Raw genomic sequence first — 16,416 nt, 5'->3', positions numbered from 1 at the left:
GATGCCGCCGGTAGAAGAGGACTCCTCTCGCACCCGCTTGTCGCCCGGAAAGCGCTTCCGTGGCCGATCGATGACCTCACCCGGACCCTGTTTGCCATCGCCGGCACCCGTGTGCCGCACCCATCCGGCAAACAATCCGCAGCCCTCAAGGAGAATAGACAATGACGCCCACCACCGAAACGCACGCCGAAGAGGACATTCGACACACTTACGGACCCAAGCTGGTCACCTCGCTGCCGGGCCCCAACGCCAGGGCTGTGGTGGAAGCCGATGACCGCCTGATCTCGCCCAGCTACACGCGCTCCTATCCCATGGTGGCAAAGCGCGGCCGGGGCGTGCGTGTGGAAGATGTGGACGGCAACGAGTTTCTCGACTTTGCCGCGGGCATTGCCGTGACCTCGACCGGCCACTGTCATCCTGAAGTGGTGACAGCCATTCAGCGCCAGGCCGCCGAGCTGATTCACATGTCGGGCACCGACTTTTACTACGAAAACATGATCACGCTCGCCGAGCGGCTGTCGAAACTGGCGCCGATGAAGGGGCCGCACCGCTTCTACTACGGCAACTCGGGCGCCGAGGCCGTGGAGTGCGCGCTGAAAATTGCCCGCTACCACACCGGCCGCCAGCACATCATCGCGTTTCTCGGCGCGTTTCACGGCCGCACCATGGGCGCGCTCTCGCTCACGGCCTCAAAGCCGCAGCAGAAGCGCCGCTTTTCGCCACTCGTGCCGGGCGTGACGCATGTGCGGTATCCGTATGCGTATCGCGGCTGCAGCGGCGGCCCGCAGGAGGAAGAAGCCTTTGCGCTGGGCTGCGCGCGCTACATCGAAGACAAGCTCTTCAAGACGACGCTTGCTCCTGAAGAGGTCGCCGCGATCTTTGTGGAACCGATCCAGGGCGAAGGCGGCTATGTGCCGGCGCCGAAGATCTTTTTGCAGGAGCTGCGGAAGATTTGCGACAGGCACGGCATTCTGCTGGTGGCCGATGAGGTGCAGTCGGGCGCGGGCCGCACCGGGCAGTGGTGGGCCATTCAGGACTCCGGCGTGGAGCCGGACATTGTCTGCATCGCCAAGGGCATTGCCTCAGGCATGCCGCTGAGCATCTGCATGACCAGGGCTGAAATCATGGACTGGAAGCCGGGCTCGCATGCCTCGACCTTTGGCGGCAACCCCGTGGCGATTGCCGCGGCGCTGGCCACCATGGATGTGCTGGAGCGCGAGGGCATCGCCAATGCCGCCAAACGCGGCGGCGAAATACTGGAGCGGCTGCGCACCTGGAAAGAGAAGCATCCCGTGGTGGGCGACGTGCGCGGGCGCGGACTGATGATCGGCGTGGAGTTTGTGAAGGACCAGAAGACGCGCGAGGTGGCTCCGGCGCTGCGCGACCGCATCGTGGACCTGTGCTTTGAGCGCGGACTGCTGGTGCTGGGTTGCGGCGAGACCTCGATCCGTCTGGCCCCGCCGCTCATTGTGAATGAGCATGAGGCGAAGATTGCGCTCGACATCTTTGAACAGAGCGTGGCGATCGCCGCGAAGGAGATGTAAAGGGAACGCCTTGATCGTTGATCCCGGGTCCGGACACACGGACCCGGGGCACCCTGCTATCGGTTTGGGGTATCAGGTTTTTCTGCTTCCATTCTTTCCATCGCCGCCGTTCTTCCGCTGGCGGCGCTGCTGCTGCCGCCGGTAGCTCTGGCGAAAAAGCATCCCCACCGCAAGAAAGCCCGCTGCCACCCCGGCCTGCGCCAGCCCGCGCGCCAGATAGTGGCGGTGCATGCTCAACACGGCATCAAAGAACCAGACGCCCGCGCCAATGAGCCAGATGAGATAGAAGAATCGATTCACTTTACTTTGGGATGCAGTGTACCGCGCCAGCCCGGCCGCTGGCTGTGCGGGCTGTGAAAGCCGCCTTTTGCGCCCCACTGACCGCACAGGGCAGCCTGTGCTAGTATCCGTAGCTTCAAGGGATGCCGAGGCATTTGCGCGGCGAAAGCTTCGACCATCCTGAGAAGAATGAGGCCACATGCGCCGCCCGGCGCATGCGCGCGGAGTTCTCGATGGAGCGGGATCCGCAGCACCGGCACACGCACCACCCCGACGCCTTTCACGACGCCCGCCATCCATCCCTGTGCCTGCACTCTCTTCCGCCCGATGCCTGTTTTTCATTCACTTGCGCCGGGGCCGCTCTGCCCTGGCCCCTCCCACAGAAAAGGAGCACGCCATGAAAACCTATGCCAGCCAGGAGATTCGCAACGTAGCCTTAGCCGGGCATGCGCACTGCGGAAAGACCACGCTCATTTCCGCCATGCTGCATGCCGCCCGCGTGACTGCCAACCTGTGCCGCGTGGAAGATGGCTCGGCCATCACCGCCTATGACGAAGAAGATGTGGTCCGCGGCACCACCATGCACAACTGCGTCGCCTATGCGGAATGGAATGGCGTGAAGGTGAACCTAGTCGACACGCCGGGCTTTCACATGTTCGCGCCCGAGGCCCGCTGCGCCATGCTGCCCGTGGAATCAGCCCTGATGGTGGTGCATGCCGTGAACGGCGTTGAAAGCATCACCGAGCGCGTGTGGAAGTATGCCGAAGAGTCGGCGATGCCGCGCTCGATTGTGCTCAACCAGATGGATCATGCCCGCGCGGCCGAACGTTATGAGGAGACACTCGCGGCGCTGCGCGAGCGCTATGGGCGCAGCGTAGTTCCGGTGCAGGTGCCGTGGCACCGCGACGGCGTCTTTGTGGGCGTGGTGGACCTGATCACGATGCAGGCCTTTGCCTATGAGCCCATGGGCGACGGACGGGGCAAGATTGTCGAGATTCCTGCCGAGCTGGCGGATGCCGCAAAGGAAGCGCATGAGACGCTGGTCGAACTGGTGGCCGAGGGCAAGGATGAGTTGATGGAAGAGTTCTTTGCCGAGGGCACGCTGCCCGAGCAGCACCTGATCACCGCTCTGCATGAGGCGATTCGCGAAGACCGCATCTTTCCCGTGCTCTATGCGAGCGGATTAACCGAGGTGGGCGCCGATCATCTGCTGGATTTTCTGAAGGTCTATGCGCCGTCGCCTCTGGAGCGCCAGCCGGTGGCCGCGCGCGCCCGCGCCACCATGGCGCAAGCAGTCGGCAATGGGCATGCCGACGCAGCCCAGGCTGCGGCAGAGGCGGCCGAGGGAGAAATGGTCCTGCGCCGCGTGGACGATGCCGAGCCGCTGGCGCTGTATATCTTCAAGACGATGACCGATCCCTTCGCCGGCCGCATCAGCTTCTTCAAAGTCTTCTCCGGCTGCCTGAAGAACGATGCCAGCGTGGTGAATTATTCGCGAGGCACCACGGAGAAGCTCGCGCATCTCTCGGTCATGCAAGGGCACAACGCTGAGGCCGTCGCCGAGCTGCATGCAGGCGACATTGGCGCAGTGGCCAAGCTCAAGGACACAGCCACCGGCGACACGCTCGGCGAGAAAGGACATGAAGTGTTTTTTGAGCCGGTGCCGATGCCCGAGCCCGCCATGACCTGGGCGATTGAGCCAAGAAGCCGCTCCGATGAGGACAAGCTGGCCCCGGCCGTGCACAAGCTGATGGAAGAGGATCTGCTGATGCGCTTCTTCCGCGATCCGCAGACCAACGAATTTCTGATTGCGGCGGCGGGGCAGCCGCATATCGAGTCCCTGGTGTCGAAGCTCAAGAAGCGCTACCACACTGAGGTGACGCTCAAGCCGCCCAAGGTGCCCTATCGCGAGACGATTCGCGGCAGCGCCGAGGCGCAGGGCCGCCACAAAAAGCAGACCGGCGGCCACGGGCAATATGGCGACTGCAAAATTCGCATGGAGCCGTTGGAGCGAGGCGCGGGCTTTGCCTTTGCGAATGAGATTTTTGGCGGCGCGATTCCGCGGCAGTTTGTTCCGGCGGTCGAGAAGGGCATTCAGGAATCGGCGGCGCGGGGCTATCTGGCGGGGTTTCCGGTCGTGGACTTCAAGGTGACGCTCTACGACGGCAGCTATCACGACGTGGACTCCAATGAGATGTCATTCAAGATGGCCGGGCGGCTGGCCTTTCGCAAATGCATGGAGCAGGCGCGGCCCGTGTTGCTGGAGCCGGTGATGGCCGTCGAAGTGGAAGCTCCCGGCGAGTTTGCCGGCGCGCTGATGGGCGACCTGAACCAGCGGCGCGGGCGCGTGCAGGGACAGATGCAGCGCCATTCCGGCGACGGCATGGTGATTCAGGCGCAGGTGCCCATGGCCGAAATGCTCAACTACGGCCAGGCGCTCACCGCGCTGACCCAAGGCCGGGGCAGCTTCCACATGGACATGGACCACTACGACGTGGTGCCGCAAAGCATTGCGGAAAAGATCATCGCCGGCGCCCGCAAACCTGCCGAGGATGACGAGGCGGCGTAACCGGGAAGAGCTGCAATCTTCCGCGGAAAGGCCCACAATTTGCCGATGTGGGCCTTCAGCGGAGCTGGTTTGATGAAATAAAAGTCATGCCGCCGTCAGAAATATATACATGCGTGTATGTATATGATGGAAGTACGGGCGGGGGATGCCCGTTGTATGTCCACAGTGCTCGAACAATTTGCTCCTGCCGGTTCGCGGCAGGCGATGCGCAGCGAGGCAACTCGCAAGGCGCTGCTGGAAGCGGCCCGCAAGGTATTTGCACGGGATGGATTTGAAGCCGCCCGCATTGAAGACATTGCTGCCGAGGCCGGGCGCAGCCGGGGCGCGTTCTACGCGAACTTTGCCAACAAGGAAGCGGCAATCTTCGCCCTGCGCAACCAGGCGTTGGCGGAGTACGAAGCCGAGATGCTGCGCCTGCAGGCAGAAGCGGTTCCCCCTGAAAAGCAGCTTGAGCACTTTGAGCAGTGGATAGCCAAACGCATTCCAGACGCCGGGCAGATTCTGGTGCAACTGGAATTCAAGCAGTTTGCCGCACGGCATCCTGAACTGCGCCGCAAGCTGCTGCTGGAGCACCTGCGCAAGCAATGCAAGGTGGAGCTGGAGTGCGTGGAGGGCCGTCTGCCGAGCCTGAACGGTCCGGTCACGCGCGAGCAGCAGCAGCGTATGCTGCTGGTCGAGTCCGTGCTCGAAGGCCTGGCGCTCAATCACCAGTTCAGCCCGGAACTGCTGCCCGAGGAGACGCTGCAACAGATGGTCCATCTGCTGCTGAACGCGGCGCTGGACTGGCGCAGCAGCTCCGCGGAGCCCGCGCTGGAAGCTGCGTCAGAGTGACGGCCCCGGCGGCGGCGCATTCGATGCCTGACGCAGGGGCGGAATCGCCGGCGGCAGCTCAAAGATAATGCGGTTGCGCGGCACATCAAAGATCACTCGCCGGTAGCTGCCCAGCACTGACGTCCCGATCACGCCGCAGACATCGCGCCTTGTCACCAGCGGCTTGGTCTGCATCAGAAACGCAATGAATCGCACCACCATGATGTTGCCCATGGTCATGGAGCCGAGCACGCCCGGCCGTACCGGGAAGAGTCCGCCCAGCCCATAAGCCTGCCCGGACTTCATCTTCAGAAATGAATTGTCGAGATGCGCGCGGTGCGCATACTGCGGATAGAGCAGCAGTGTGGCGTCGCTGCCGGTATCGACCTCGACGCGCGCATTTCTCGTGAGCTGCGTCACCGTCGCCACCGTAATGGGAATGGTGGGGACGTTACCCTTGCGGCTGAGGGCCATGATCTCGCCGCCGCCGTGATAACGAAAACTTTTCGCCGGCCATAAGGTAATCTGGCTGGTTTCAAAATTGATGCCCGTCACAAAGCGGCGAAGCAGCGGATAGCCGAGAATTCCATCGATCGGATGCCGCATGTCGCTGGCAAGCGCATGCAGGTCCACAATCGCGAGCGTGTCGGCGATCAGGTGATGATCGAGGCGCACATCCACATGCTGCGCTCCGGCGATAGAGACTTTGCCTCCACCCAGGCCCAGGTCGCGGGCGCGCGTAATTTTTTCAACCGGAATGCCGAGCTGGCGCGAGACCGTCAGATCGAGAATATTGGCGCTGGTGCCGGTATCCACCAGAAAGCTGAGCCCCGCCTGCCCGTTAACCGAAACGGTGACATACAGGTGGTGCTCAAAGTACTGGAAAGGCACCGAGAAGCCGGCGCTTTCATCGGTAAACGGCGGCGTGGGATGTGGGCCGATGCGGTCGCGCAGAGAGGCCGCAAAGACCGGGGAAATCAGAGTACACAGAACGAGGAAAAGCAACGAAGACCGGATGGGCTGAAGCACATCTCTCACCTCCGCGTGGCTGGCGCGCGGCGCAGAAGCCACGGTGGAATGCATTTTGTGCCTGTCACGGGAGCATTGGCAAGAGAATTCCCTCGGTGTTTGCGCGGCATGACAACTGTCACGGCCGATTGCTGACAGACGGCACTGCAAGCCGCGACACCCTGGCGCGATGCTGAGAGTGTAAGGAGGAAGCCGCGATGCCATCCATCACACAGCCTCCGCGCCACTTCTCTCAGGCCGCCTCATTCCGCCGCAGGCTCCTGCAATGGAGCCATCCTCTGCGCAGCGAAGACCCGCTGGTCAGGCTGTATGCGCGGCTGGGGCTTGCGTTAGCGGCAGCGGGAATCCTGCTGCCCCATGCAGCCGCATGGGGCGCATTGGGATGCGCCCTGCTGGGGCTCTGCTCCCTCTGGGAGCAGGAATAACCCGCGCTATTGGCCTATGTATAACTCGATCGGCGAGAAGCCAATCTGATGGGTCTTGTTATCCACGCGCAAAAAGATAGGCGTGGAGCCGCCATTGATATCGACGCCCATCACCACTCCATTGCCGACATGCTTGGCCACAATGATGCGGTGGCTCTTGATGACGCCATAGTCGCTGTGCGCACCCCAGTCGCGCTGGAAGGCCGCAAAGTTGTAGAGCTTGTAGCGGTCAGGGTGCTGCTGCCACTGAAAGTCGTTGTTCCACTGGCCGTAGGCCTTTTGCAGATTGCCGGCCTCGACATCATCCAGAAACAGGTTCACGCGATGATCCGAGGGCCAGTTCCAGAGCTGCCAGGGAAAATCGAGCACGTAGAGAATGGTTCCGGTAAAGCCGGCAAAGAAGAGCACCACGGCAGCAATGGAGATGCGTTTGATCCAGAGGGCGCGGCGCGCATTGAATGGCGGAGCATCGAGCAGGGTCATATTTTTCTTTGCGCTCCTGTTGGGTGCGTAGAAGGGGGAGCGCGAGGCTCCCTCTGTTGTATCTGACACCGCCGGGGGCGGAAGGGTTTCTTCAAAAGCTGTTAAAGGCTGTAGCGGTTGCGATCCTGCTCGGCGCGGCGCTCACGCGCGAGCTCAATCAGCCGGTCAATGAGCTTGGAGTACGGCAACCCGCTGGCCTCCCAGAGCTTAGGGTACATGCTGATGGAGGTAAAGCCGGGCAGCGTATTGATTTCATTCAGATAGATGCGGCCCGAGGTGCCCGGCTCCATCAGGAAATCGACCCGGGCCAGCCCGGCGCAGTCGCAGGCGCGGAAGGCCGCCACGGCCATCTCGCGAATCTGCTTCGACTGCGCTTTAGTCAGCTTGGCCGGAATGATAGGCACCGAGCCTTCGCTGAGATATTTGGCCTCGTAATCATAGAACTCCTTGCCGGGGACGATTTCGCCCACTACCGACGCTTCCGGCGCATTGTTGCCGAGCACGGCGACTTCGAGCTCGCGGGCCTTGCCGCGTTTGCCGCCCACCCCTTGCTCCACGACGATTTTGCGGTCGAAGCCGGCGGCGAGTTCGATCGCGGCTTTCAGCTCTTTGCGGTCGCGCGCCTTCGAGATGCCGACCGAGGAGCCCAGATTCGCCGGCTTCACAAAGACGGGATACTTGAGCGCCGCCTCAATCTGCGTGGTGATCTTGCGCGGATTTTTCTCCCACTCGGGACGCAGAAAGGTGACGTGCTTTGTGATGGGCAGCTTCGCAGAGGCGAAGAGCCGCTTCATGATGTCCTTGTCCATGCCGGTGGCCGAGCCCAGCACGCCCGAGCCGACGTAGGCGATGCCGGCCAGTTCCAGCAGCCCCTGGATGGTGCCGTCTTCTCCAAAGGTGCCGTGCAGCACGGGGAAGATGATATCGAGCTGGAGCGCCTGCCGCGCAGAATCGGCGGTAAGCGTGCTGGCTTGGGTCTCAAAAGGCACCAGCGCGCCCTGGCTGGCTTGCTGCGGTACCGGCGGAACGATGACAGCCTCGCCCTTCGCCAGCACGGCAGCGCCGGGTGTGGTGTCCGGGTCGCCGGCGCGCAAGGGTCGCGGCTCTGCTTTGGCGCTGCCGTTGGCGAGCAGCAACTCGGCCGCATCCGCCGTCACCCAGCGGCCCTGCTTGGTGATGCCGATAGGCACCACCTCATACTTTTTGCGGTCAATGGCTTTGAGAATCGAGGCCGCCGAGAGCAGCGAGACTTCATGCTCGCCGCTGCGCCCGCCGAAGAGGATGCCGATACGGAGTTTTTTCATGACGAAGCCTCAGTATATGCCGGAAATTGCGGTTGACGCGTGTATCGCTAAACGATACAGTGATCTCGATGATTCGGTCTTTCAGGCACCCCGGCGTGGAAAGATTTTTCCTGACGGGATCAAAGGCGGGCATACAACCGGCACATGCAAACAAGCTGCGACTTCAGCTTGCCGCCTTGCATGCGGCAACACGACCCGAGGATATGTGCGCCCCCGGCTGGGACTTGCACCCCCTCAAAGGAAATCGGGAAGGACACTGGTCAGTGAAGGTAAATGGGAACTGGCGCTTGACGTTTCGCTTCGATGGACCGGACGCGATACTGGTTGACTATCAGGATTATCATTAGGATCTGCCATGCGAATGTATAACCCGCCTCACCCCGGCGAAATTTTAGCCGAATACTTGAATGGACGCCCGGTGACTGCGACCTCGACTCATCTGGGAGTTTCGCGTGTGGCTCTCTCGCGTGTATTGAACGGCAGGGCCGGCATCTCCGCGGACATGGCGATCCGCTTGGCTGAAGCATTCAATACCACGCCCGAGCTATGGATGAACTTGCAGGTGCAGTACGACCTTGCGCGCGCTGGCAAAGCCAGGAGAAAGAAGATCACGCCGCTGCATGATGCTGCGTAGTTCTCCAACTCCAGTACGCTGATTTGGCGCATCTATCTTTGGGTCTTCTCGGGATTGCTGCTGGCAAGCGCTTCCGGACGCTTTTTCCTCTACAGAAAGAAACCGAGATTGGTCAGCCGGATCGACATCGTAGAAGCCGTGGCAGGAGTGCTGGCCATTCCCGCGCTGCTTGGCTTCGCCTATCAACGGCCATACGGGACGGAGTACATATGGCAAGCACTATGCCTTGTCCTCGTGGCTCTATTTGTCATGCAGATCTTTTCTGAGAAAACAAAGAAACTCTTCGCGAAAGGCTGGAAGCTTGGGGTGGCCGCGACGGTCATGCAGATTGCACTGGGCGCACCCGCGATGTGGGCATTGATTGAGTATGCCTTTGTAGAGCGGTTTATGTGGAGATAAGCGGCGTTCCTGCTTGCTCGCAGCGATTGCGAAAAAGCAGAAACGCCCAATGATCCTTTTACAAAATCTTCTTCCCAAACGCCGAGCAGATCAGCTCCACCGCTAAATCAGCGGTGCGGTTGTGCTCGTCGATCACCGGATTCACCTCGACCAGCTCAAAGCTGACCATGCGGCCGTGGTCGGCGATGATCTCCATAGCCAGGTGTGCCTCGCGATACGTTGCGCCGCCACGGACGGGCGTCCCAACGCCGGGGGCGTCTTCCGGGTCAATCCAGTCCATGTCGAGCGAGACATGGTAGCCGGCCGTGCCACGTCCGGCCGCGCGCAGGGCTTCTTCCATCACGGTGCGCATGCCGCGCTCGTCAATGTCGCGCATGGTGTAGACCTCGGTGACGCCGGCGCGCTTGATGTTCTCTTTTTCGGTAGCGTCGATGTCGCGCACGCCAATGAGCACAGTGTTTTCGGGCAGCACCTTGGGGCTCCATCCGCAGATGTTCGCCAGCGATTCCGGCCCCAGGCCAAGCAGCGCCGCGAGCGGCATGCCATGCACGTTGCCGCTGGGCGAGGTCTCCGGCGTATTCATGTCGCCGTGGGCGTCAATCCAGAGAAGGCCGATGCGCTGGTTCTGATGGCGGTAGTACTCGGCCACGCCAGAGACGCTGCCCGCCGCGACGGAGTGATCGCCGCCAATCACCAGCGGCGTCATGCCCTGTTCCAGTGCCTTGGTGACCATGCCGGCCGCCTTGGTGCAGGTCTCGGTGATCTCTTGCAGGTAGCGGGCATTCTGCTCGCCGGAGTGCTTGGTTTCGGCGATGGCTACGCTGATGTTGCCGCCATCGGTCACCTGATGGCCCAGCGCCTCCAGGCGCGCTTCCAGGCCGGCCACACGCACGGCAGAGGGACCCATGTCCACGCCGCGGCGCGAGGCGCCCATATCGAGGGGCACACCGATGAGCTTGATTTTGCGCGGGGGCAGGGCCTGCGTTCCGCTGTAGATAGGGCCGGAGGTGAGTCCGGCGACCGCGGCTTTTTCCGCGGCCATTTTCTCTGTTTCTTTCGACATGATAATCGCTCTCTTTTGGTCTCAGGCAAAGAGTTGCGGACGAGGCTCAAGCCCCGCCCCGGCTCAGGCAGCCCGGCCCGCTAACCAAATGCCAGGGCGCGGCTGAAGCCGCACCCAATGGCCACGGATTGCGTTCGAACGATCATAGGAAACGACCCAGTGTACTGAATTTCGATGAATTCAGTACACCTGCATAGCAATAAATCGGCAGTGTCGCGCTATGGATAAATCCGGTTCAGCGTGCGCGCAAACGGGATCGTCTCGCGCACGTGCTCCAGGCCACAGATCCAGGCGACGGCGCGCTCAATGCCCATGCCGAAGCCGGAGTGCGGCACCGACCCATAGCGACGCAGATCGAGATACCACTGAAAGGCTTCCAGCGGGAGCTGATGATCTTCAATGCGCTGCTTGAGCAGCTCATACGAAGAGATGCGCTGCGAGCCGCCGATGATCTCGCCGTAGCCCTCCGGCGCCAGCACGTCAACGCAGAGCGCATATTTCGAGTTCTCCGGGTCCGGCTCCATGTAGAAGGCTTTGACGGCAGCAGGGTAGCGATGCACCATCACCGGGCGGTCAAACTGCGAGGAGATGTAGGTCTCATCCGGCGAGCCAAAGTCATTGCCGTACTCAAAAGGATGCTCCAGCAGGCCCTTGGCATGCGCGTCATTGAGCATCTGCGCGGCCTCATCGTAGCTCAAACGCGGGAACGGCGCCTGAATGCTCTGAAGCTTCGCGACATCGCGGCCCAGCACCTTCAGGTCAGCGGCGCGGCGCGTGAGCACGCGCCCGACGATGAAGCTGATGAACTGCTCGGCCAGACCCATCAGGTCATCGAGGCCGGCATAAGCCCACTCTGGCTCGACCATCCAGAACTCAGTAAGGTGGCGGCGCGTCTTTGACTTCTCCGCGCGGAACGTCGGCCCAAACGAATAGACCTTGCCGAGCGCGAGCGCCGTGCTCTCAATGTAGAGCTGGCCGCTCTGCGTCAGGTAGGCTTCGTCGCCAAAGTACTCCACCGGGAAGAGCGTGCTGGTGCCCTCGCAGGCCGCGGGCGTGAGAATCGGCGGATCTGTCAGGATGAAGCCGTTGTCGTCAAGAAAGTCGCGCGCCGCCTTGATGATTTCGGCGCGAATGCGCAGAATGGCCGACTGGCGCGGCGTGCGAATCCAGAGGTGCCGATGCTCCATCAGGAAGTCGGTGCCATGCTCCTTGAGCGAGATGGGGAAGGGAGTATCTTCGGGCACGCGCTGCACCACCTCGACGTTCTCCACGTCCAGCTCATAGCCGCCGGGGGCGCGATGGTCGGCGCGAACCTTGCCGGTGACGATGACAGAAGACTCCTGCGTGAGCCCCTTGATGCGCTCAAAGACCTCGGGCGCGACCGCGGCCTTGGGCACAATGCCCTGAATGGTTCCGCTGCCGTCGCGAAAGATGGGGAAGAGCAGCTTGCCGCTCTCGCGCAGGTTATAGAGCCATCCGCGCAGCGTGATGGTCTTGCCTTCATGCTCGCCGATGCGCGCAATGGTGGTGAGCGGCGCTTCTGTCGCAGTGTTGGTTACGTTTGTTTCTTCAGTCATATCCGTCTTCTTTTAGAACTTCTCAAAGGCGCGCTGAGCCTTCTCGACGATGACCTCGTTCGGCTCCTCCAGCGCGTAGTGAATCTCCAGCACCCCGGCCGGCGTCTGCGGCGCGGACTTCAGCTCCTGCATGGTTTCGTCCCAGGCAATCTCGCCCTCGCCCGGCCAGAGGTGCTCGTCCTTGTTGCCGTGGTTGTCGTGCAGATGAGCGGTGCGAATGAACTCGCGAAGCTGCGCGATGGTCTCAGAGACGCCGTCGCCCAGATGTGCGTGGCCGGTATCGAGACAGACGCCAATGTCTTTGAAGTGCCCCGTGTGCAGGATCTCGCGAATATGCTCAGGGCGCGTGACCTCGTTCTGCAGATTCTCCACCGCCAGTTTCACACCCAGCGGATTGGCAAAAGCACGCAGATGCTCCAACGCCGTCAGCGAGTACTCGAGAGCGCGCGGGCTCCAGGTATCTTCGCGGTCACCCAGGTGCACCACCATCACGCGCAGCGGAATCTGCTCGGCCGTCTCCAGCGCCCGCTTGACCTCATCCATGGCATCAATGCGGCGTGATTTTTCCGGATGCAGCAGGTTCACCGAAGGACCACCACCGCGGCCCATTTCCCGATCGGAATAAAGCGGCGCATGCATGGAGAACGGCTCCAGCGGATTGGAGCGAAACCATTCCGCCAGATCGCGAATCTCCTGACGGTTGGTGTAATCAAAGTGCTGGCGGGCGGCAAACAGCTCCACGCCCTGCGCGCCGGCGCGCGTGACCAGATCAAGCAGGCCGGGGTGCAGGCGCTGCCGCAGAAAAACGTGCGTCGATAAAACCTTCAACATGGAGGAAGTCTCAATTCGGGCTTCTACTTCTATCTTCTCATTGGACGCCCGTTCCGAGTAGAGTGACCCTCGCGGTACCAAAACCGGCATTTGAGAAGATGAGATGCATAACCCCGTCGGCTCCATGAGCCAGAGGAGAGCCCATGCTTGAAAACTTCCGGCTGAAAGTCTTTCGCATGGTGGCCGAACAGGCCAGCTTTCGCAAGGCCTCAGAAGTGCTGAACATCACCCAGCCGGCGGTGAGCCAACAGGTGCATGCGCTTGAGAGCGAGCTGGAAACGACGCTCTTTGATCGCAGCGGCAATCGCGTGCAACTCACCCCTGCCGGCATGCGTCTGCTGCGCTATGCCCGCCGCGTCGCAGCGCTGGCGGCGGAGACAGAGAGCGAACTGGCCGGCATGCAGGGCGAGGTCGCGGGCGCGCTCAAGCTCGGCTCCTCCACCACGGTGGCGCAGTTCATTCTGCCGCAACTGCTGGCGCGCTTCCGGCAATTCCACCCCCGGGTAAAAATCTCGGTCATCAGCGGCAACACTGAGTGGGCCGTCGAAACGCTGCTGAAGGGCAGCATCATGATGGGCGTGATCGAGGGGCCGGTGTCGAATGCGGAAGTCTACCGGCGCAAGATTCTCGACGACCGCATGGCGCTCATGATTTCCGGCAGCCACCCATGGGCACAACTCAAGAGCCTGCCGCTCGAGCGTCTGCCCGAGATTCCCCTGCTGATGCGGGAGCGCGGATCAGGCTCGCGCCGTGTGGTGGAAAGCGCGCTGCGGCGTGCCGGCATGCGCATGAGCCGGCTCAACATCGAGATGGAGCTGGACACCACCGGCGCCATCATCGCCGGCATTGAGGCCGGGCTGGGCGCGGGCATTGTCTCTCTGTGCGCCGTGCCCAAGGAGCTGCGACTCGGCACCATCCGGGCGCTCCCGGTGGAAGGGCTCGACATCGTGCGGCCCATTTCGCTCATTCGCCGCGCAGGCCCCATGCCCGAGGGCCCGGCCGGAGCCTTTGAGCAGATGCTGCTGAGCTAGAGCACCGGCATAATTCTCCGATAACCTCAGCTTATCGGCGGTCAAAAGATGTGCTTGGACACAGACCCGGCCCGTGCCTCAGCCTGAAGCTGGGATGAGCAAAAATCTTTTCTACATCGGAATCATACTGGCCGCGAGCGGGCTGCTTTCTCCGCCGCTCGCTCTGGCCGCCGGCCTGGCGTATGGCCTGTTCGTGGTGCATGCCTATCACGTCGAGGCGAAGCGTCTCTCAAAGTTTCTGCTGCAGGCTTCTGTCGTCTGTCTGGGCTTTGGCATGAACCTGGCCGAGGTGGTGCGCGTGGGTAAATCAGGCTTTCTCTACACAGCCATCGGCATCACCTTTGCCATGGCGCTCGGCACCTTGCTGGCGCGCGCGCTCGGCGTGGAGCGGGTGCAGGGCTTTCTGATCTCCGCCGGCACGGCCATCTGCGGCGGCAGCGCGATTGCCGCGCTCGCTCCGGTCGCTGCGGCCAGTGAGGAGCAGGTAGCCGTCTCCATGGGCACAGTATTTGTGCTCAACTCGGTTGCATTATTTCTCTTTCCTGCTGTTGGTGCTCTTCTGCATCTGAGCCAGACGCAGTTTGGGCTATGGGCAGCACTCGCGATTCATGACACCAGTTCGGTCGTGGGCGCGACGGAGAAGTACGGCGCGCTCGCCCTGGCCATTGGCACCACGGTCAAGCTCGCCCGCGCGCTCTGGATTGTCCCCGTCTCCGTGGCGACTGCCGCCGTCACAAAAACACGCGGAGGCATCAAGCTGCCGTGGTTCATTCTGCTCTTCTGTCTGGCCGCTGTGATGAAGAGCTATGTGCCGCAACTGGGCTTCGCCTATCCGAGAATCGATCATCTCGGTGAACTGGGCCTGGCAGTCACGCTCTTCCTGATCGGCACGGGAATCACCCGCGGCACCATCAAGGAAGTGGGCGCACGGCCCATGCTGCAGGGCGTGATGCTCTGGGCCGTGGTGGGTTCGGTGTCGTTGTTCTGCATTCTCAAGGGGTGGATTCACCTGTAAACAGAGCTTGCCGGAAGCAGATTCGCACACCGCACGGTTTTGGCTCCGCGACGGTTGTGCTTCCGGCTGGAGTGGCTGGGTGAGTGGGCCTCCCCAGCCGCTTTTTTTGGCGTTTCACACTGCCGGCGAATTCAGCACAGCTTCAACAGGCACAGGCATAATGAGGGCGTATGGCACACGCGGGTGGCCGGTTCATTCTCGTTGTCGCAGCTCTCTGCGCCTTGGCCTGCGCGGCCTTGCCCGTGGCGGCGCAGAGCGCGGCGGCCCGTCCAAAGTCCGCATGGCAGCCGATCAAAAGCACCCACGATGCGCTCGACAAGCACGGCGTGGACCTCAGCGGCTGGGTGCAACTGGATGGGTCAACCGTCGCAGCTGGCGGCCGGCCGAATCCGCTCGGGTTTGACGGGCAATATCTCATCGACCTCACCGCCACCGTTGACACCGCAAAGCTGCTGCATCTGCCGGGCGGCACCGTGATGCTCGACGGGCAGAGCCATAGCGGACCGAGCATCCTGACGCATCAGTTTCCTGCGTTGCAGGACCCCGACAACATGGACGCCTACTCTGAAACCTCGCTCGACCGCGCGTGGTATCAGCAGAGCCTCTGGAAGCAGAGGGTGCTGATGCAAGTGGGGCTGATGTATGTGGACGATCAGTTCTTCACCGTGCCCTACGGCGGCAACTTTGTCTCGCTCGATTTTTCTTCGGACGCCTCCGTCAGTACCTTCCTTCTGCCCACCTTTCCCAAGGGATCATTTGGCGGCGATGTGCAGGTGGCGGCGTCAAAGGCGTTGAGCTTCTCCGGCGGAGCCTACAACGACCACAGCACCGAGCTGCCCTATGATCCGGGCGGCGTGCTCTACCTCACCGAGGAGGCATGGCAGAGCCACTGGCATGGCCGCCCCTGGAAGCTGCAACTCGGCGGCTGGCGCGACACCGGACGCTTTGTGCGCTTCGCCGGTGGTACGCAGCATCACGCCGCCGGAGCCTACGCGGTCGCCAGCAGCAAGCTCTGGCAGCCAAAGGCCTCTCAGGATCGCGGTGTCGGCATGTTTGTGCAGTTTGGCACGGCTCCGCCCGCGGTGGCCAATGTGCGCAGCCACATCGGTGCGGGCCTGATTTGGACCGGCCCATGGGCTAGGCGGCCGCATGACGAAATCGGCGCGGCATTCAGCGACAGTCTGCTCACGCATGAGAGCGATTTTCGCCACGGCTATGAGAACGAGGTGGAAGTCTACTACCAGATTCATGCCTTTCGCGGACTGACCATTCAGCCGGACATGGAGTTCTGGCAGCACCCCAGCGGCGGGGCCGCGCCCAATACGATTCTGGCGCTCACGCGCATCATGTACACGTTTTGAAGTGGTTGAGGTGTGCGCAATGGCAGTTGCGGCAAATCGCCGCAGGCGCTGCGCAGCCCGCG

General features: G+C 62.0%; 17 protein-coding genes. 10 read left to right on the top strand and 7 right to left on the bottom strand.

The window, feature by feature from the left end; genetic code table 11:
- Positions 1 to 161 precede the first annotated feature (161 nt).
- Complete coding sequence (locus ACP_RS10555; RefSeq protein ID WP_015897314.1) at positions 162 to 1,544, top strand: acetyl ornithine aminotransferase family protein; 1,383 nt, start codon at positions 162 to 164, stop codon at positions 1,542 to 1,544.
- A 72-nt stretch (positions 1,545 to 1,616) separates the two neighbouring features.
- Here the strand turns inward: ACP_RS10555 and ACP_RS10550 are convergent, their stop codons facing one another.
- Positions 1,617 to 1,844 carry a hypothetical protein gene (locus tag ACP_RS10550; RefSeq protein WP_015897313.1) on the bottom strand — a complete coding sequence of 76 codons (228 nt, stop codon included), beginning with the start codon at positions 1,842 to 1,844 and terminating at the stop codon, positions 1,617 to 1,619.
- Positions 1,845 to 2,220: 376 nt separating this feature from the next.
- On the opposite strand from ACP_RS10550, the gene ACP_RS10540 reads away from it, so the two are divergent.
- A complete protein-coding gene (locus ACP_RS10540) occupies positions 2,221 to 4,392 on the top strand; it encodes an elongation factor G (RefSeq protein WP_015897311.1) in 2,172 nt (723 codons plus the stop codon).
- Between the two features lie 156 nt (positions 4,393 to 4,548).
- On the top strand, positions 4,549 to 5,223 hold the full coding sequence (locus ACP_RS17405) for a TetR/AcrR family transcriptional regulator (RefSeq protein ID WP_015897310.1): 675 nt from the start codon (positions 4,549 to 4,551) through the stop codon (positions 5,221 to 5,223).
- Here the strand turns inward: ACP_RS17405 and ACP_RS10530 are convergent.
- On the bottom strand, positions 5,215 to 6,285 hold the full coding sequence (locus tag ACP_RS10530; RefSeq protein WP_041839495.1) for a pepsin/retropepsin-like aspartic protease family protein: 1,071 nt from the start codon (positions 6,283 to 6,285) through the stop codon (positions 5,215 to 5,217). The genes ACP_RS17405 and ACP_RS10530 overlap by 9 nt on opposite strands.
- 143 nt (positions 6,286 to 6,428) lie before the next feature.
- Between ACP_RS10530 and ACP_RS18110 the strand changes: the two genes are divergently transcribed.
- Positions 6,429 to 6,656, top strand: coding sequence for a hypothetical protein (locus ACP_RS18110; protein WP_015897308.1), 228 nt, complete (start codon positions 6,429 to 6,431; stop codon positions 6,654 to 6,656).
- A gap of 6 nt (positions 6,657 to 6,662) precedes the next feature.
- On the opposite strand, the gene ACP_RS10520 is transcribed toward ACP_RS18110, so the two are convergent.
- Together ACP_RS10520 and ACP_RS10515 are read right to left on the bottom strand one after the other, a co-directional pair.
- Positions 6,663 to 7,139, bottom strand: a complete 477-nt coding sequence (locus ACP_RS10520) for a hypothetical protein (protein WP_015897307.1) — start codon at positions 7,137 to 7,139, stop codon at positions 6,663 to 6,665.
- 101 nt (positions 7,140 to 7,240) lie between these two features.
- Entirely contained in the window at positions 7,241 to 8,443 is a 1,203-nt protein-coding gene (locus ACP_RS10515) for a D-alanine--D-alanine ligase family protein (protein WP_015897306.1), read from the bottom strand.
- A 68-nt stretch (positions 8,444 to 8,511) separates the two neighbouring features.
- On the opposite strand from ACP_RS10515, the gene ACP_RS17760 reads away from it, so the two are divergent.
- Genes ACP_RS17760 through ACP_RS10505 form a run of 3 tightly spaced genes read left to right on the top strand, consistent with a single transcriptional unit; the run spans position 8,512 to position 9,476 of the window.
- Positions 8,512 to 8,790 carry a type II toxin-antitoxin system RelE/ParE family toxin gene (locus tag ACP_RS17760; RefSeq protein ID WP_015897305.1) on the top strand — a complete coding sequence of 93 codons (279 nt, stop codon included), beginning with the start codon at positions 8,512 to 8,514 and terminating at the stop codon, positions 8,788 to 8,790.
- An 8-nt stretch (positions 8,791 to 8,798) separates the two neighbouring features.
- A complete protein-coding gene (locus tag ACP_RS10510) occupies positions 8,799 to 9,077 on the top strand; it encodes a HigA family addiction module antitoxin (RefSeq protein ID WP_015897304.1) in 279 nt (92 codons plus the stop codon).
- Between the two features lie 54 nt (positions 9,078 to 9,131).
- Positions 9,132 to 9,476: a hypothetical protein gene (locus tag ACP_RS10505; RefSeq protein ID WP_015897303.1), complete on the top strand. Its 345-nt coding sequence runs from the start codon at positions 9,132 to 9,134 to the stop codon at positions 9,474 to 9,476.
- A 58-nt stretch (positions 9,477 to 9,534) separates the two neighbouring features.
- Here ACP_RS10505 and rocF read toward each other — a convergent pair whose 3' ends face one another.
- From rocF to ACP_RS10490, 3 genes are all read right to left on the bottom strand, one after another.
- Complete coding sequence (gene rocF, locus ACP_RS10500) at positions 9,535 to 10,539, bottom strand: arginase (protein WP_148215125.1); 1,005 nt, start codon at positions 10,537 to 10,539, stop codon at positions 9,535 to 9,537.
- Between the two features lie 218 nt (positions 10,540 to 10,757).
- Positions 10,758 to 12,116 carry an asparagine--tRNA ligase gene (gene asnS, locus ACP_RS10495; RefSeq protein WP_015897301.1) on the bottom strand — a complete coding sequence of 453 codons (1,359 nt, stop codon included), beginning with the start codon at positions 12,114 to 12,116 and terminating at the stop codon, positions 10,758 to 10,760.
- Positions 12,117 to 12,128: 12 nt separating this feature from the next.
- Positions 12,129 to 12,947, bottom strand: a complete 819-nt coding sequence (locus ACP_RS10490; RefSeq protein ID WP_041839493.1) for a sugar phosphate isomerase/epimerase family protein — start codon at positions 12,945 to 12,947, stop codon at positions 12,129 to 12,131.
- Positions 12,948 to 13,090: 143 nt separating this feature from the next.
- On the opposite strand from ACP_RS10490, the gene ACP_RS10485 reads away from it, so the two are divergent.
- The 3 genes from ACP_RS10485 to ACP_RS10475 all read left to right on the top strand — a co-directional run bounded on the left by ACP_RS10485 (position 13,091) and on the right by ACP_RS10475 (position 16,354).
- On the top strand, positions 13,091 to 13,978 hold the full coding sequence (locus ACP_RS10485; protein WP_015897299.1) for a LysR family transcriptional regulator: 888 nt from the start codon (positions 13,091 to 13,093) through the stop codon (positions 13,976 to 13,978).
- Positions 13,979 to 14,072: 94 nt separating this feature from the next.
- Positions 14,073 to 14,993, top strand: coding sequence for a YeiH family protein (locus ACP_RS10480; protein WP_041839492.1), 921 nt, complete (start codon positions 14,073 to 14,075; stop codon positions 14,991 to 14,993).
- A gap of 170 nt (positions 14,994 to 15,163) precedes the next feature.
- Positions 15,164 to 16,354 (top strand): carbohydrate porin, encoded by a 1,191-nt coding sequence (locus tag ACP_RS10475; RefSeq protein ID WP_015897297.1) that lies wholly within the window; start codon positions 15,164 to 15,166, stop codon positions 16,352 to 16,354.
- Positions 16,355 to 16,416 lie beyond the last annotated feature (62 nt).

The sequence above is a fragment of the Acidobacterium capsulatum ATCC 51196 genome, assembly GCF_000022565.1.
In the GTDB taxonomy this organism is placed as follows: Bacteria; Acidobacteriota; Terriglobia; order Terriglobales; family Acidobacteriaceae; genus Acidobacterium; species Acidobacterium capsulatum.
This window is presented reverse-complemented; position numbering and strand designations above follow the sequence as displayed.

Excerpts from the sequence above, each read along its gene's own strand:
- ACP_RS10555 (WP_015897314.1), top strand. The coding sequence starts at position 162 with ATGACGCCCACCACCGAAACGCACGCCGAAGAGGACATTCGACACACT.
- ACP_RS10540 (WP_015897311.1), top strand. The coding sequence starts at position 2,221 with ATGAAAACCTATGCCAGCCAGGAGATTCGCAACGTAGCCTTAGCCGGG.
- ACP_RS17405 (WP_015897310.1), top strand. The coding sequence starts at position 4,549 with ATGTCCACAGTGCTCGAACAATTTGCTCCTGCCGGTTCGCGGCAGGCG.
- ACP_RS10530 (WP_041839495.1), bottom strand. The coding sequence starts at position 6,285 with ATGCATTCCACCGTGGCTTCTGCGCCGCGCGCCAGCCACGCGGAGGTG.
- ACP_RS18110 (WP_015897308.1), top strand. The coding sequence starts at position 6,429 with ATGCCATCCATCACACAGCCTCCGCGCCACTTCTCTCAGGCCGCCTCA.
- ACP_RS10520 (WP_015897307.1), bottom strand. The coding sequence starts at position 7,139 with ATGACCCTGCTCGATGCTCCGCCATTCAATGCGCGCCGCGCCCTCTGG.
- ACP_RS10515 (WP_015897306.1), bottom strand. The coding sequence starts at position 8,443 with ATGAAAAAACTCCGTATCGGCATCCTCTTCGGCGGGCGCAGCGGCGAG.
- ACP_RS17760 (WP_015897305.1), top strand. The coding sequence starts at position 8,512 with ATGATTCGGTCTTTCAGGCACCCCGGCGTGGAAAGATTTTTCCTGACG.
- ACP_RS10510 (WP_015897304.1), top strand. The coding sequence starts at position 8,799 with ATGCGAATGTATAACCCGCCTCACCCCGGCGAAATTTTAGCCGAATAC.
- rocF (WP_148215125.1), bottom strand. The coding sequence starts at position 10,539 with ATGTCGAAAGAAACAGAGAAAATGGCCGCGGAAAAAGCCGCGGTCGCC.
- asnS (WP_015897301.1), bottom strand. The coding sequence starts at position 12,116 with ATGACTGAAGAAACAAACGTAACCAACACTGCGACAGAAGCGCCGCTC.
- ACP_RS10490 (WP_041839493.1), bottom strand. The coding sequence starts at position 12,947 with ATGTTGAAGGTTTTATCGACGCACGTTTTTCTGCGGCAGCGCCTGCAC.
- ACP_RS10485 (WP_015897299.1), top strand. The coding sequence starts at position 13,091 with ATGCTTGAAAACTTCCGGCTGAAAGTCTTTCGCATGGTGGCCGAACAG.
- ACP_RS10480 (WP_041839492.1), top strand. The coding sequence starts at position 14,073 with ATGAGCAAAAATCTTTTCTACATCGGAATCATACTGGCCGCGAGCGGG.
- ACP_RS10475 (WP_015897297.1), top strand. The coding sequence starts at position 15,164 with ATGGCACACGCGGGTGGCCGGTTCATTCTCGTTGTCGCAGCTCTCTGC.